General features: G+C 53.8%; 13 protein-coding genes. 10 read left to right on the plus strand and 3 right to left on the minus strand.

What is annotated here, in order from left to right:
• Nucleotides 1-3: 3 nt before the first annotated feature.
• Nucleotides 4-582: a lipoprotein gene (locus tag ABLV12_RS14800; RefSeq protein ID WP_004111021.1), complete on the minus strand. Its 579-nt coding sequence runs from the start codon at nt 580-582 to the stop codon at nt 4-6.
• Nucleotides 583-887: 305 nt separating this feature from the next.
• Here ABLV12_RS14800 and bolA point away from each other — a divergent pair, with 305 nt between their 5' ends.
• The 9 genes from bolA (at nt 888) to ABLV12_RS14845 (ending at nt 11,336) form a co-directional block, all read left to right on the plus strand.
• Nucleotides 888-1,205: a transcriptional regulator BolA gene (gene bolA / locus ABLV12_RS14805; RefSeq protein ID WP_004133447.1), complete on the plus strand. Its 318-nt coding sequence runs from the start codon at nt 888-890 to the stop codon at nt 1,203-1,205.
• A gap of 347 nt (nt 1,206-1,552) precedes the next feature.
• Entirely contained in the window at nt 1,553-2,851 is a 1,299-nt protein-coding gene (gene tig / locus ABLV12_RS14810; RefSeq protein ID WP_004099537.1) for a trigger factor, read from the plus strand.
• Nucleotides 2,852-3,166: 315 nt separating this feature from the next.
• Nucleotides 3,167-3,790, plus strand: coding sequence for an ATP-dependent Clp endopeptidase proteolytic subunit ClpP (gene clpP / locus ABLV12_RS14815; RefSeq protein ID WP_003021624.1), 624 nt, complete (start codon nt 3,167-3,169; stop codon nt 3,788-3,790).
• A gap of 132 nt (nt 3,791-3,922) precedes the next feature.
• Entirely contained in the window at nt 3,923-5,197 is a 1,275-nt protein-coding gene (clpX, locus tag ABLV12_RS14820; protein WP_004099538.1) for an ATP-dependent protease ATP-binding subunit ClpX, read from the plus strand.
• 183 nt (nt 5,198-5,380) lie between these two features.
• Nucleotides 5,381-7,735 carry an endopeptidase La gene (gene lon / locus ABLV12_RS14825; protein ID WP_004099539.1) on the plus strand — a complete coding sequence of 785 codons (2,355 nt, stop codon included), beginning with the start codon at nt 5,381-5,383 and terminating at the stop codon, nt 7,733-7,735.
• 208 nt (nt 7,736-7,943) lie between these two features.
• A complete protein-coding gene (hupB, locus tag ABLV12_RS14830; protein ID WP_002444653.1) occupies nt 7,944-8,216 on the plus strand; it encodes a nucleoid-associated protein HU-beta in 273 nt (90 codons plus the stop codon).
• A 213-nt stretch (nt 8,217-8,429) separates the two neighbouring features.
• On the plus strand, nt 8,430-10,304 hold the full coding sequence (ppiD, locus tag ABLV12_RS14835) for a peptidylprolyl isomerase (RefSeq protein WP_160885700.1): 1,875 nt from the start codon (nt 8,430-8,432) through the stop codon (nt 10,302-10,304).
• 148 nt (nt 10,305-10,452) lie between these two features.
• A complete protein-coding gene (locus ABLV12_RS14840) occupies nt 10,453-10,821 on the plus strand; it encodes a helix-hairpin-helix domain-containing protein (protein WP_004099556.1) in 369 nt (122 codons plus the stop codon).
• 110 nt (nt 10,822-10,931) lie between these two features.
• Complete coding sequence (locus ABLV12_RS14845; protein WP_004099558.1) at nt 10,932-11,336, plus strand: YbgC/FadM family acyl-CoA thioesterase; 405 nt, start codon at nt 10,932-10,934, stop codon at nt 11,334-11,336.
• Between the two features lie 222 nt (nt 11,337-11,558).
• Here the strand turns inward: ABLV12_RS14845 and queC are convergent, their stop codons facing one another.
• Together queC and ABLV12_RS14855 are read right to left on the minus strand one after the other, a co-directional pair.
• Nucleotides 11,559-12,254 (minus strand): 7-cyano-7-deazaguanine synthase QueC, encoded by a 696-nt coding sequence (gene queC, locus ABLV12_RS14850; RefSeq protein WP_064397001.1) that lies wholly within the window; start codon nt 12,252-12,254, stop codon nt 11,559-11,561.
• Nucleotides 12,255-12,320: 66 nt separating this feature from the next.
• Nucleotides 12,321-14,021 (minus strand): SgrR family transcriptional regulator, encoded by a 1,701-nt coding sequence (locus tag ABLV12_RS14855; protein ID WP_160885702.1) that lies wholly within the window; start codon nt 14,019-14,021, stop codon nt 12,321-12,323.
• Nucleotides 14,022-14,147: 126 nt separating this feature from the next.
• Here ABLV12_RS14855 and cof point away from each other — a divergent pair, with 126 nt between their 5' ends.
• Nucleotides 14,148-14,966, plus strand: coding sequence for an HMP-PP phosphatase (gene cof / locus ABLV12_RS14860; RefSeq protein ID WP_004111026.1), 819 nt, complete (start codon nt 14,148-14,150; stop codon nt 14,964-14,966).
• Nucleotides 14,967-15,012 lie beyond the last annotated feature (46 nt).

A 15,012-nucleotide genomic window follows, 5' to 3' on the forward strand; every position in this document is an offset into this window, starting at 1 on the left:
AAATTAACGCGCGTTTTGCTTGATGAAATCGTGAATGCTGGTGTCCTGCGCCATGTCGGCGATGGTATCGGTCATGACGCTGTTTACCGCATCGGCGATATTTTTGTTCGAGGCCTGGAAGGCGCCTTCAACAGAGTAGCTGGCACGGTAGTTTTTCGTCATCTTATTGCCGTTGGCGGCGGTCGCGATAATCGCAATATCCGCTTTGGTCGCAATGTTGTAGCGTACGTTGCCTTGAGAAACGTCGGCGTACAGTTTGTTGACGATGATTTGCAGGTCAACCGCGCCGTTTGGACCAATCATGTAGCCACGCGAGGTCATCTGCTTCTCGAGCACTTCCTGCAGCAAGAAACGCAGGTCGCGGGAGGCGGTTAGCGTAACCTGCTGATTATCACGGGTGACTTTCGCCAGCGCCTGATCCGGACGCTGATCGGCGCCGTTAATGCTGACGGTCACGCCCATCAGGCTCGGATCCTGCTGCGGCAGCGTGATTTTCGGCGATACCTCAATAGTGGTCGGCGGAGTGGCGCATCCGGCCAGCATAAACAGCGCGACCAAAGGAAAGAGAATTTTCTTAAACATGTTCAGGGTCTCAACGCATGGTGGAGTGGTAATGAGGAAAATTCCCGCCATCATAACATCGCCAACGGCAAGGGGAAGTGGCAACGCATGTAAATTCATCGTCTTGTGCGTTTTCTGGCCTTGCCATATCGGTTATCGCCATCCGGACGGGGCTTCAGCGAGACAGAATCAGTAAACCTGATACTTTTGCCGCAAAATATCAGAGGAATGCTAATTTTTTGTTGTTTTCGCCCAATGGAAGCGGTAAAAGCGGCTAACATTTAAAGGGAATGGCGGCAATACAGCGTTGTCGGAGGAGAAAATTCATGATGATACGTGAACAGATCGAAGCAAAACTTAGGGCAGCGTTCGACCCGGTGTATCTTGAAGTCGTGGATGAAAGCTATCGCCACAACGTTCCTGCGGGCTCTGAAAGTCATTTTAAAGTGGTGTTGGTAAGCGATCGCTTCCTTGGCGAGCGTTTTCTTAATCGTCACCGTATGATTTACGGAACGTTGACTGAGGAACTATCAAGCACCGTGCACGCTCTGGCGTTGCATACCTACACAATCAAAGAGTGGGAAGGGCTACAGGATACCGTCTTTGCTTCTCCTCCTTGTCGCGGAGCTGGAAGTATCGCGTAGAAATCACATTTGCAACCGCTGGAGCTTTTCCAGTATGTTGCGTGGAGATTTATGAGAAAACGGCCTGCGGGCCGTTTTGTTTTGCCTGAAAATTGTGCGATGCGCGCATTTTGGCAGGCAAATTTGCTCGGGAAATGTGAAAAAAGCCGCAGCAGTGGGCGACAACCGTTCTCGACTCACAAAAGTGATGCCGCTATAATGCCGCGTCTTTTATTATGAATGTCTTCGGGATGATTCTGACGACAGGGAATGTGTTTCTGATTTGAAGAGGGCATCCCGGTTCTGCGAAGCAACCAGTTCGCGCTTCCAGAGTTGACCGAGCACTGTGATTTTTTTGAGGTAACAAGATGCAAGTTTCAGTTGAAACCACTCAGGGCCTTGGGCGCCGTGTAACGATTACTATCGCCGCTGACAGCATCGAGAATGCTGTCAAAAGCGAGCTGGTCAACGTAGCGAAAAAAGTTCGCATTGACGGCTTCCGTAAAGGCAAAGTGCCGATGAATGTAGTTGCTCAGCGTTATGGCGCATCTGTTCGCCAGGACGTGCTGGGTGATCTGATGAGCCGCAACTTCGTTGACGCGATCATCAAAGAAAAAATTAATCCGGCCGGCGCGCCGAACTATGTTCCGGGCGAATACAAGCTGGGTGAAGATTTCACCTACGCGGTAGAGTTCGAAGTTTATCCGGAAGTTGAGCTGCAGGGTCTGGAAGCGATCGAAGTTGAAAAACCGGTTGTTGAAGTGACCGACGCCGATGTTGATACCATGCTGGATACTCTGCGCAAGCAGCAGGCTAACTGGAAAGAAAAAGACGGCGCAGTTGATGCTGAAGACCGCGTTACCGTTGACTTCACTGGTTCCGTTGACGGCGAAGAGTTCGAAGGCGGCAAAGCCTCTGACTTCGTCCTGGCGATGGGCCAGGGCCGCATGATCCCGGGTTTTGAAGAGGGTATCAAAGGCCACAAAGCTGGCGAAGAGTTCACCATCGACGTGACCTTCCCGGAAGAGTACCACGCTGAAAACCTGAAAGGTAAAGCGGCGAAGTTCGTTATCAACCTGAAAAAAGTTGAAGAACGTGAACTGCCAGAACTGACTGAAGAGTTCATCAAACGTTTCGGCGTTGAAGATGGTTCCGTAGCCGGTCTGCGCGCTGAAGTGCGTAAAAACATGGAGCGCGAGCTGAAAGGCGCCGTGCGTAACCGCGTTAAGTCTCAGGCTATCGAAGGCCTGGTAAAAGCTAACGATATCGACGTACCGGCTGCACTGATCGACAGCGAAATCGACGTTCTGCGTCGTCAGGCTGCTCAGCGTTTTGGCGGTAACGAGAAACAGGCTCTGGAACTGCCGCGTGAGCTGTTCGAAGAGCAGGCTAAACGCCGCGTTGTTGTTGGTCTGCTGCTGGGCGAAGTGATTCGTACCAACGAGCTGAAAGCTGACGAAGATCGCGTAAAAGGTCTGATCGAAGAGATGGCTTCCGCTTACGAAGATCCGAAAGAAGTGGTCGAGTTCTACAGCAAGAACAAAGAGCTGATGGACAACATGCGCAACGTTGCGCTGGAAGAGCAGGCCGTTGAAGCCGTGCTGGCGAAAGCTAAAGTGTCTGAAAAAGCCACTTCCTTCAGCGAACTGATGAACCAGCAGGCGTAATTTCGCCTCAAGGTTTAAGGTTTGAGTAAAAACCCGTTGCCGAAAGGCTGCGGGTTTTTTTATTGCAATGATAGCCTTAGGATGAGTGCGAAAAGGCGATTTCAGTGATAGCGTTACGGCAAAAGATTGTTATGCTTGAATTATGGCGACGTCATCCCCATAACCGGGAGACGTAACTGCATTGGCATAATCATGCGCCGTAATGAAGCGTGCATCTATGCACTTCTGCCCGACAGCAGAAATTCTGGCTGATAATCCGTCCGTAAGGTTACAATCAGTGCAGCGGTTTTTTTCAAATTAATCCAGGAGACGGAAATGTCATACAGTGGCGAACGAGACAACTTTGCACCCCATATGGCCCTGGTGCCGATGGTCATTGAACAGACCTCACGCGGCGAACGTTCATTTGATATTTACTCCCGTCTGCTCAAGGAGCGCGTCATTTTTCTGACCGGCCAGGTAGAAGATCACATGGCTAACCTGATCGTGGCGCAGATGCTGTTTCTGGAAGCGGAAAACCCGGAAAAAGATATCTATCTGTACATTAACTCTCCGGGCGGCGTGATTACCGCCGGGATGTCTATCTATGACACCATGCAGTTCATTAAACCAGACGTGAGCACCATTTGTATGGGCCAGGCGGCCTCTATGGGCGCATTCCTGCTCACCGCCGGGGCGAAAGGCAAGCGTTTCTGCCTGCCGAACTCACGCGTGATGATTCACCAGCCGCTGGGCGGCTACCAGGGCCAGGCGACGGATATCGAAATCCACGCCCGCGAAATCCTGAAGGTGAAAGGTCGCATGAATGAACTGATGGCACATCATACGGGTCAATCTCTTGAGCAGATCGAGCGTGACACCGAGCGCGATCGCTTCCTGTCTGCCTCAGAAGCAGTGGAATACGGCCTCGTCGACTCCATTTTGACTCATCGTAATTGATGCCCCTGGCGCAAGGGTGCCGCTATACTTGGTTGTAAGAGGGCGGCACAACGCTTCATAGCGGTTTGCGCCTGAGAATGGCATTTGCGTCGTCGTGTGCGGCACAAAGAACTTAATAAGAGGTTTGGACTCATGACAGATAAACGCAAAGATGGTTCGGGCAAACTGTTGTACTGCTCTTTTTGCGGCAAAAGCCAGCATGAAGTGCGTAAGCTAATCGCCGGGCCATCCGTGTATATCTGCGACGAATGCGTTGATTTATGTAACGACATCATTCGCGAAGAAATTAAAGAAGTCGCGCCGCATCGCGAGCGCAGCGCGCTGCCGACTCCGCACGAAATTCGCCACCATCTGGACGATTACGTTATCGGCCAGGAGCCGGCGAAAAAAGTGCTGGCGGTGGCGGTATACAATCACTACAAACGTCTGCGCAATGGCGACACCAGCAACGGCGTAGAGTTGGGTAAAAGCAACATTCTGCTGATCGGACCGACCGGTTCCGGTAAAACGCTGCTGGCGGAAACGCTGGCGCGCCTGCTGGATGTGCCTTTCACCATGGCGGATGCCACCACTCTGACCGAAGCCGGTTACGTGGGTGAAGACGTTGAAAACATCATCCAGAAGCTGCTGCAGAAGTGCGACTACGACGTACAGAAAGCCCAGCGCGGTATCGTCTACATTGATGAAATCGACAAAATTTCCCGTAAATCGGATAACCCGTCGATCACCCGCGATGTCTCCGGCGAAGGCGTGCAGCAAGCGCTGTTGAAGCTTATTGAAGGCACCGTTGCCGCGGTTCCGCCGCAGGGCGGGCGTAAGCATCCGCAGCAGGAGTTCCTGCAGGTTGATACCTCTAAGATCCTGTTCATCTGCGGCGGCGCCTTTGCAGGACTGGATAAGGTCATTTCTCACCGTGTTGAAACCGGTTCTGGTATCGGTTTCGGCGCGACGGTTAAGGCTAAATCCGACAAGGCCAGCGAAGGCGAGCTGTTGTCTCAGGTTGAACCGGAAGATCTGATTAAGTTTGGTCTGATTCCTGAGTTCATCGGGCGTCTGCCGGTGGTGGCGACCCTGAGCGAGCTGAGCGAAGAAGCGCTGATTCAGATCCTCAAAGAGCCGAAAAACGCCCTGACCAAGCAGTATCAGGCGCTGTTCAGCCTCGAAGGCGCTGAGCTGGAGTTCCGCGACGAAGCGCTGGATGCTATCGCTAAGAAAGCGATGGCGCGTAAAACCGGCGCTCGCGGCCTGCGTTCTATCGTTGAAGCCGCGCTGCTCGATACCATGTACGATCTTCCGTCAATGGAAGATGTGGAAAAAGTGGTCATCGACGCCTCGGTTATCGATGGTCAGAGCAAGCCGCTGCTGATTTACGGCAAACCGGAAGCGCAGCAGGCATCTGGTGAATAATTAACCAATTTGCTCAAGCAGTTAACAAAAAGGGGGGATTTTATCTCCCCTTTTATTTTTCCTGCATTCCCGCCGTTGAATGTATGGAATACATCCCCATATACTGGTTTACATATTAACGGCGACGCGTCGTTGAGTTGCGTCGTCGGCTACCTGGCGGACTTTAAACTAAGAGAGAGCTCTATGAATCCTGAGCGTTCTGAACGCATTGAAATCCCCGTATTGCCGTTGCGCGATGTGGTGGTTTATCCGCACATGGTCATACCCCTGTTTGTAGGGCGGGAAAAATCTATCCGTTGTCTCGAAGCAGCCATGGATCATGATAAAAAAATCATGCTGGTTGCGCAGAAAGAAGCCTCGACGGATGAGCCGGGTGTAAACGATCTTTTCACCGTCGGGACCGTGGCGTCTATTTTGCAAATGCTGAAGCTACCGGACGGTACTGTCAAAGTGCTGGTCGAAGGTTTGCAGCGCGCGCGCATCTCTGCGCTATCTGATAACGGCGAGCATTTTTCGGCGAAAGCTGAATATCTTGAATCGCCGGCGATTGACGAACGCGAGCAGGAAGTGCTGGTTCGTACCGCTATCAGCCAGTTTGAAGGCTACATCAAGCTGAACAAAAAAATCCCACCGGAAGTGCTGACGTCGCTGAATAGCATCGACGATCCGGCGCGCCTGGCGGATACCATCGCAGCCCATATGCCGCTGAAGCTGGCGGACAAACAGTCCGTGCTGGAGATGTCCGACGTTAACGAACGTCTGGAATATCTGATGGCGATGATGGAATCAGAAATCGATCTGCTGCAGGTTGAGAAGCGTATTCGCAACCGCGTGAAAAAGCAGATGGAGAAATCTCAGCGCGAGTACTACCTGAATGAGCAAATGAAAGCCATTCAAAAAGAGCTCGGCGAGATGGACGACGCCCCTGACGAGAACGAAGCGCTGAAGCGTAAGATCGACGCGGCGAAAATGCCGAAAGAGGCAAAAGAGAAAACCGAAGCGGAACTGCAAAAACTGAAAATGATGTCCCCGATGTCGGCGGAAGCAACCGTCGTTCGCGGCTACATTGACTGGATGGTGCAGGTACCGTGGAACGCCCGCAGCAAGGTTAAAAAAGACCTGCGTCAGGCTCAGGAGATCCTCGACACCGATCACTACGGTCTGGAGCGCGTGAAGGATCGCATCCTTGAGTACCTCGCGGTGCAGAGCCGTGTTAACAAGCTCAAAGGGCCAATCCTGTGCCTGGTTGGGCCTCCGGGGGTTGGTAAAACCTCGCTGGGTCAATCTATCGCCAAAGCAACCGGACGTAAGTACGTGCGTATGGCGCTGGGCGGCGTGCGTGACGAAGCGGAAATCCGCGGTCACCGCCGTACCTACATTGGCTCAATGCCGGGCAAACTGATCCAGAAAATGGCCAAAGTGGGCGTTAAAAACCCGCTGTTCTTACTGGATGAGATCGACAAAATGTCTTCGGACATGCGGGGCGATCCGGCATCGGCGCTGCTGGAGGTGTTGGATCCGGAACAGAACGTGGCTTTCAACGACCATTATCTGGAAGTGGATTACGATCTCAGCGACGTGATGTTCGTCGCGACCTCTAACTCCATGAATATTCCGGCGCCGCTGCTGGATCGTATGGAAGTGATTCGCCTCTCCGGCTACACCGAAGATGAGAAGCTGAACATCGCCAAACGCCATTTGCTGTCAAAACAGATAGAGCGTAATGCGCTCAAAAAAGGTGAGCTGACGGTTGATGACAGCGCGATTATCGGCATTATCCGTTACTACACTCGTGAAGCGGGCGTGCGTGGTCTGGAGCGCGAAATCTCGAAACTGTGTCGTAAAGCGGTCAAACAGCTGTTGCTGGATAAGTCGCTGAAGCATATTGAGATTAACGGCGACAACCTGCATGACTTCCTGGGCGTGCAGCGCTACGACTATGGCCGTGCGGATAGTGAAAATCGCGTGGGTCAGGTGACTGGCCTGGCGTGGACGGAAGTGGGCGGCGATCTGCTGACCATTGAAACCGCCTGCGTTCCGGGTAAAGGCAAGCTGACCTATACCGGTTCACTGGGTGAGGTTATGCAGGAATCTATCCAGGCTGCGCTGACCGTGGTGCGTTCGCGTGCGGATAAGCTGGGTATTAACTCAGACTTTTATGAAAAACGCGATATCCACGTGCACGTACCGGAAGGCGCAACGCCGAAAGATGGCCCAAGCGCCGGTATTGCGATGTGTACCGCACTGGTTTCCTGCCTGACGGGTAATCCGGTGCGCGCCGATGTGGCGATGACCGGGGAAATCACCCTCCGCGGTCAGGTTTTGCCAATCGGTGGTCTGAAGGAAAAACTGTTGGCTGCACACCGTGGCGGCATTAAGACTGTTCTGATTCCTGATGAAAATAAACGTGACCTTGAAGAAATTCCAGATAACGTTATCGCCGATTTAGATATCCATCCGGTGAAACGAATCGAGGAAGTTCTGGCACTTGCACTGCAGAACGAGCCGTTTGGTATGGAAGTCGTCACGGCAAAATAGTGATTTCGCGCAAATAGCGCTAAGAAAAATAGGGCTGGTAAGTAAATTCGTACTTGCCAGCCTTTTTTTGTGTAGCTAACTTAGATCGCTGGCAGGGGGGTCAATTACAACTCTGTTGTAAGGGCATGACAGTCCTGATATAACTGCTGCGCGGTCGCGCCACGAAGGATTCTGGTGCGATATAAATTATAAAGAGAGGAAGAGAACAGTGAATAAATCTCAACTGATTGACAAAATTGCTGCCGGTGCGGACATTTCTAAAGCCGCAGCTGGACGTGCGTTAGATGCTTTAATCGCTTCTGTTACTGAATCTCTGCAGGCTGGGGATGACGTTGCGCTGGTAGGGTTTGGTACTTTTGCTGTTAAAGAGCGCGCTGCCCGTACCGGTCGCAATCCGCAAACAGGCAAAGAAATCACCATCGCTGCTGCTAAAGTACCGGGTTTCCGTGCAGGTAAAGCGCTGAAAGACGCGGTAAACTGATCGACTTCCCCACTGGGGTCTGTGACGAAGTACAAGGGCGCATCGCAAGATGTGCCTTTTTTATTTGCCAGAATGAGACTTAATGTGACTTTATACGCACTTGTGGGCTGACAATCACCCCGTTTTCTTGTCAAAATACGTCCTCACGCGCGGCGGCCATCACATGCTATGCTGCGCGAGCAAAAGTCATCTACAGCGGAGCGTTGTTACACCATGATGGACAACCTACGCACGGCCGCCAACAGCGTCGTGCTCAAGATTATTTTCGGTATCATTATCGTCTCGTTCATTTTGACCGGGGTGAGTGGTTACCTGATTGGCGGTGGAAACAACTATGCCGCAAAAGTTAATGACCAGGAGATTGGTCGCGCACAGTTTGAAAATGCCGTTGCCAGCGAGCGTAACCGCATGCAGCAGCAGCTTGGCGATCAGTTTTCTGAACTGGCGGCCAATGAAAATTACATGAAGACCATGCGTCAGCAGGTGTTGAACCGTCTGATTGACGAGGCGCTGCTCGATCAGTACGCCCGTGAACTGGGCCTTAATATCAGCGACGACCAGGTCAAGCAGGCTATCTTCAAGACCCAGGCTTTCCAGGCGGATGGCAAATTTGATAACGAGCGCTTCAGCCGTATCGTTAATCAAATGGGGATGACGACGGACCAGTACGCTCAGGCATTACGTAATCAGCTGACGACTCAGCAACTGATTAACGCCGTTGCCGGTACCGATTTTATGCTGCCGGGCGAATCCGACCAGCTGGCGGCGCTGGTGTCGCAACAGCGCGTCGTCCGTGAAGCGACGATTGACGTAAATGCGCTGGCGGCGAAGCAAACCGCCACCGACGATGAAATCAACGCGTTTTACCAGCAGAACCAGGCGCGTTTTATGGCGCCTGAGCAGTTCCGCGTCAGCTACATCAAGATGGATGCTGCGAGCATGCAGGAAAACGTCTCTGACCAGGAAATTCAGTCATGGTACGACCAGCATCAGGATCAGTTCACTCAGCCGCAGCGTAATCGCTACAGCATCATCCAGACCAAAACCGAAGCGGATGCTCAGGCGGTGCTTGATGAACTGAAAAAAGGCGCTGATTTCGCTGCGCTGGCCAAAGAAAAATCAACCGATATCATCTCTGCCCGCAACGGTGGTGATATGGGCTGGCTGGAAGATGCGGCTACCGTGCCGGAGCTGAAAGAGGCCGGTCTGAAAGAAAAAGGCCAGCTTTCAGGCGTAATTAAATCTTCCGTCGGTTTCCTGGTGGCGCGTCTGGATGACGTTCAGCCCGCTCAGGTAAAACCGCTGGCTGACGTTCGTAATGATATCGCGGCGAAAGTGAAGCAGGAGAAAGCTCTGGATGCTTACTATGCGCTGCAGCAAAAAGTCAGCGACGCGGCGAGCAACGATAACGAATCCCTGGCTGGCGCGGCTCAGGTTGCCGGTCTGAAAGTGGTTGAAACCGGCTGGTTTGGTCGCGATAACCTGCCGCAGGAGCTGAATTTCAAACCGGTTTCTGACGCTATCTTCAACGGCGGTCTGGTTGGCGAAAACGGTACGCCGGGCAGCAACTCCGATATCATCACCGTCGACGGCGATCGCGCGTTTGTTCTGCGCATCAGCGAGCATAAACCGGAGGCGGTCAAACCGCTGGCGGAGGTGAAAGCGCAGGTGAACGATATTGTTAAGCACAACAAAGCGGAGCAGCAGGCGAAGCTGGATGCCGATAAGCTGCTGACGGCCCTGAAAGAGGGTAAAGGCGATGAAGCGATGAAAGCGGCGGGCCTGAGCTTCGGAGCGCCGCAGACGCTGTCGCGTACCGGTCAGGAAGCGCTGATCCAGTCTGTCTTTGCGCTACCGCTGCCGCAGGCGGGTAAGCCCAGCTACGGCGTGGGCACGGACATGCAGGGTAATGTAGTACTGCTGGCGCTGGATGAAGTGAAAGCGGGTACGATGCCGGAAGAGCAGAAAAAGGCGATGATTCAGGGCATCACCCAGAATAACGCACAGATCGCCTTCGAAGCGCTGATGAGTAACCTGCGTAAAGCGGCGAAAATTAAGCTCGGCGACATTATCGATCAGCAACAATAATTACGTGCTGCTTCGCAAAAGCAAGTAACGTGATGCAATTATCAAAGGCCGCTTTCGCGGCCTTTTCCACTTCTGCATTTTGCCTTTTGTACTCTTTTTCCCTCATCGCTATCGTGACCTTGCTGTCTACAAACAAGGAGATAACAGCATGAAACGAGGATTGAAAACGCTTCTTACCGTCGCCGTACTGGTTTGCGCAGCAGGAAGTCAGGGCGCTTTTGCCGCGCCTTCCAGCGGGAAGACATCGCCGGCAACAAAGGAGAGCGTGCAGACGCCGCAGGCAAAGGCACCTGATGCGTTGAACGCGCCCGATAGCGAAGGCACCAGGGTGAGTATCAATAACGCCAGCGCCGAAGAACTGGCGAAGGGGCTGAACGGCGTTGGCCTGAAGAAGGCGCAGGCTATTGTCAGCTATCGTGAAGAATATGGGCCATTTAAAACCGTTGACGATCTTAAGCAGGTGCCGGGGATGGGCAATTCGCTGGTAGAGAGAAATCTGTCACATTTGAAGCTGTAAATTTTCTTCGCAAGTTTGCACAGTCGTTATTATTTGCCAGACTGAAGAGGTCACACCAGTGGTGTGACCTCTGACCTCAAAACAACAATTAAAGATAAGGCATTTGCGCTATGCAGACACAAATCAAAGTTCGCGGCTATCATCTCGACGTCTATCAGCATGTCAATAACGCGCGGTATCTGGAGTTTCTCGAAGAGGCGCGCTGGGATGGCCTGGAAAGCAGCCCGGCCTTTCACTGGATGACCGCTCGCAACATCGCCTTTGTGGTGGTGAATATAAACATCAACTATCGTCGGCCCGCGGTGTTAGGCGACGTTCTCACCGTTACCAGTAAGCTGGAAAAGCTGAACGGAAAAAGCGGGACCTTAAGCCAGGTGGTTACCCTTAACCCTAACGGCGAGGTGGTCGCCGATGCGCTTATCACTTTTGTCTGCATTGATCTAAAAACGCAGAAAGCGCTGCCGCTTGAGGGCGAACTGCGCGAAAAGCTGGAGCAACTGGAGCCTTCCCGGTAGGCAACTGTAGGAGTCTGTCCCGGAGGCGGTGCTGCGCACCTGTCCGGGCTACTTCTCCACAACCGCCTGCGATCCGGTAGCCCGGGCAGGCGCATCGCGCCGCCCCCGGGAGCAAGCGCACAGAAAGGGGCAGAACTATCCCCGAAGGCGCTGCTGCGTATCAGACCGGGCTATGCATCGTGAGCCGCCTGCGATCCCGCCACGCAGCCGGGAAATAACCGGCTACTGCAGTCCTGTTTTCTGCTTCATGACCGCCATCACCCCAACCTTATCGCCCAGATACTGGCGCAGCCCGTTGGCGCGGAGGTTACAGGCGGCGCACTGCCCGCAGCCGTCGCCTTTAATGCCGTTATAGCAAGTCAGGGTTTCATGGCGTACCAGGTCCAACTGGCCCCAATAATCGGCCAGTGCCCACGTCTCGGCTTTATTCAGCCACATCAGCGGCGTCTCAAAGCGAATATCTTTCGCCATTCCCAGGCTGACGGCCTGGTGCAGCGCTTTGACGAACTCATCGCGGCAGTCCGGGTAGCCCGAAAAGTCGGTCTCGCAAACGCCGGTGATGATAGCTTCCGCTTTAACCTGATACGCGTAAATGGCCGTCAGGGTTAAGAACAGAATGTTGCGACCGGGCACGAAAGTGTTGGGGATGCCGCTGGCGTCCGGTTCATAATCCGGAACCGGAATGCTATCGCGGGTCAGGCTGCTGACCGCCAGTTCGTTAAGCAGCGTGACATCAAGGACTTTGTGGGCAACGGCGCCCAGCTTTAGCGCCAGTTCGCGAGCAACGTCAATCTCCGCGCGATGACGTTGGCCATAATCAAAAGTGACGCAATGCACTTCATCATACTGTTGCAGAGCCTGCACCAGGCAGGTCGTCGAATCTTGTCCTCCACTGAAGACAACTACGGCGCGTTTCATGGTAATTCCTGACAATCGAAGTGAAGCGCATATGGTAGCGCCTGATGAAGATGACCACCAGCCCCGTCACAGCGTCGAAGCCGGTAGCCAGGCGCTGGCGAAATCAAACCAGCCTCGCGCGTTCAGGCGCAGCCCGTTGACGCCAGGCGGTGCGCTGATGCGATAATTATAATTAAACAGCGGCGTCATGATGGCATCGTCCATCAGTGTGTTAAAGACGTTGCGCAAAGCTTCGCTGCGGCTGCGTTCGTCCGGTAATACCTGAACGGCATCCAGCGTTGCCTGAAGATGCGCATATTGCGCCCCGGTCAACAAATTAGGCCACAGGGCATCGCAGCGTAGCCACTGCTCCAGCGCATAAACCGGCGCTTCGCCAATCAGGCGATCGCCCATCATCAGGTCCGCCTTCGCAAACTGCTGGCAACCATCCCAGTTTTTCGCGTCATGAAAAATTATCGTCAGCTCGCAGCCGAGTTCTGCCAGCCGTTGCCGAAGGCGCTCCGCCATGGCGTGTAGCTCTACGGGAAGGTGATAGAGCAGAGTTAGCCGTTCGGGCAGCGGTGTATCACCATTTTCTGGCCACTGCGGAATAGTCCATCCCGGCAATACTTCGTTGCTCGGCGCGATCAGGTCTTCATCCAGCGGCAGCGTTTCTAACAGACCGGAGCGATGAATCAGCGAAACCAGTCTTTGGGCCTGCGCTTTATTCAGGTGGGGGCTCTGACGCAGCGTCAGATAGCAAAATCCAAGGCTAATGCTATTGCTGACCTGGCGCAGTCTGGTCAGCTCATCAGGGTCGCCAATGGTTATCTGTACCGGATGACGACAGCTGGTGCCCAGATCCTGTTCGAACAGCTGCGGCGTGATCCAGAATTCAACGGCCTGCAGCAGCGGATGGGTGAGATGATAACGCTGATGGTTTTCCAGCCGCACCAGTTCCTGAGTAAATAGTTTCAGGCGAAATGGCCCGCTGCCGATCGCCGGATCGTCCGGATGCGCCAGCACGCTGCAGTAGCTGGCAAGGCGGAACGGCAGCCAGTAATCGGCGCGGTGCAGGGTGATAGTCAGGCACTGAGAGTGGGTGACGCTAATCTCGCTGATACTGGCGAACAGCGTACGCAGCGCGGGGAGCTGCAACAGCATCAGAAGGCGCTGCTGCAGCTGTGAGGTTTTTATCGGATCGCCGTTATGCCAGAACAGGGTGGAACGAATATAAAAGTGCCAGCGCAGACCGTCAGGCGACACCTCCCAGTGATGGGCTAAATCGCCTATCGGGCAGGTACTTTGCGCATCGAAACGGGTCAGGCCGGAAAATATCTCCCCTGCCAGGTGCTGCTCCGCGCGTCCCGGCATAAAACCCGGGCGCAGCGGCTCCAGCGGACGGTAATAAGGAATACGCAGGGTAGGCGTATCGTTCTGCCATTGGCCGCCGAGAAAGGGGGAAAGCAGCGCTTTAAGCTCTACAGGCGCCAGCTGCGCCAGTTCGAGGGCATTCTGCTGCTGTCCTTTATTTAGAGCCTGCTCCATCATTTCATTGCGCAGCGTTTCCGGCGCTTTGTAAAACTGGAGTAGCCCGCGCTTTCCGCGACCGGAGCTGGCCTTCCAGCTTAGCCAGCCGGATTCTTGCGCCTGGCGCAGCAGGGTACGGATATGTCGTTCGCTGCAAAAGCAGCGCTCGGCCAGCTCGCCGACGGTCACCTGCTGCGGCTCGCCGGAAGAGGGTAGCCAGAGTCGCTGATACTGATGCAGACGGTTTAATAGCCTCATCGCTGTTTAGTCCTGCGGTAGATGATAAACCCGGAACAATAAAATTTATCTATTCACTATTACTTCCGTATATCTCAGGCAATACTGCAACACAAGCAAAATCCACCACGATAGGGGGAACAGGACATGGCCAGACTGGCTGCATTCGATATGGACGGTACGCTACTGATGCCTGACCATCGTCTGGGAGAAAAAACGCTTTCGACGCTAAAACGCCTGCGCGATCGCGACATCACTCTGACATTTGCTACCGGCCGTCATGCTCTGGAGATGCGCCACGTTATCGGCGAGTTCTCTCTGGATGCGTTTTTAATTACCGGCAACGGGACGCGCATTCACTCCCTGGAAGGTGAAGAGCTGTATCGTCGCGATCTGGCCCCTGATGTGGCGGAAGAGGTGCTGCATAGCGCCTGGGATACCGCGGCGAGTATGCATTTTTTCAACGACGGCGGCTGGTATACCGGGCAGGAGATTCCAGAAATTCTGCAAGCGCACGTCTTTAGCGGCTTTCGCTATCAGCTATACGATCCAAAGCGAATGCCGGCGCATCAGGTCACCAAAATCTGCTTCTGCGGCGATCATGACGATCTCCGGCGGCTAAGGCTGCAACTAAGTGAAGCGCTCGGCGGCCGAGCGGATCTCTGTTTTTCAGCGATGGATTGTCTGGAAGTTTTGCCCGGGGGCTGTAACAAAGGCGCGGCGCTGGCGGTATTAAGCCAGCATCTGGGCCTGACGTTGCAGGATTGCATGGCGTTCGGCGACGCCATGAACGATCGGGAAATGCTTGGCAGCGTCGGGCACGGCGTGATCATGGGCAACGCGATGGATCAGCTGAAATTTGAACTTCCGCATCTACCGGTTATTGGCGACTGCCGTCATCAGGCCGTTTCCCATTTTTTGACTCATTGGCTGGATTATCCTGATCTTCCTTATTCCCCCGAATAAAGAGACCCTGCCAGCAAGCCGGATATCCTGTGATATCTGGCTTTTT

The organism is Klebsiella sp. CN_Kp100 (genome assembly GCF_040065315.1).
Classification (GTDB): domain Bacteria; phylum Pseudomonadota; class Gammaproteobacteria; order Enterobacterales; family Enterobacteriaceae; genus Klebsiella; species Klebsiella oxytoca.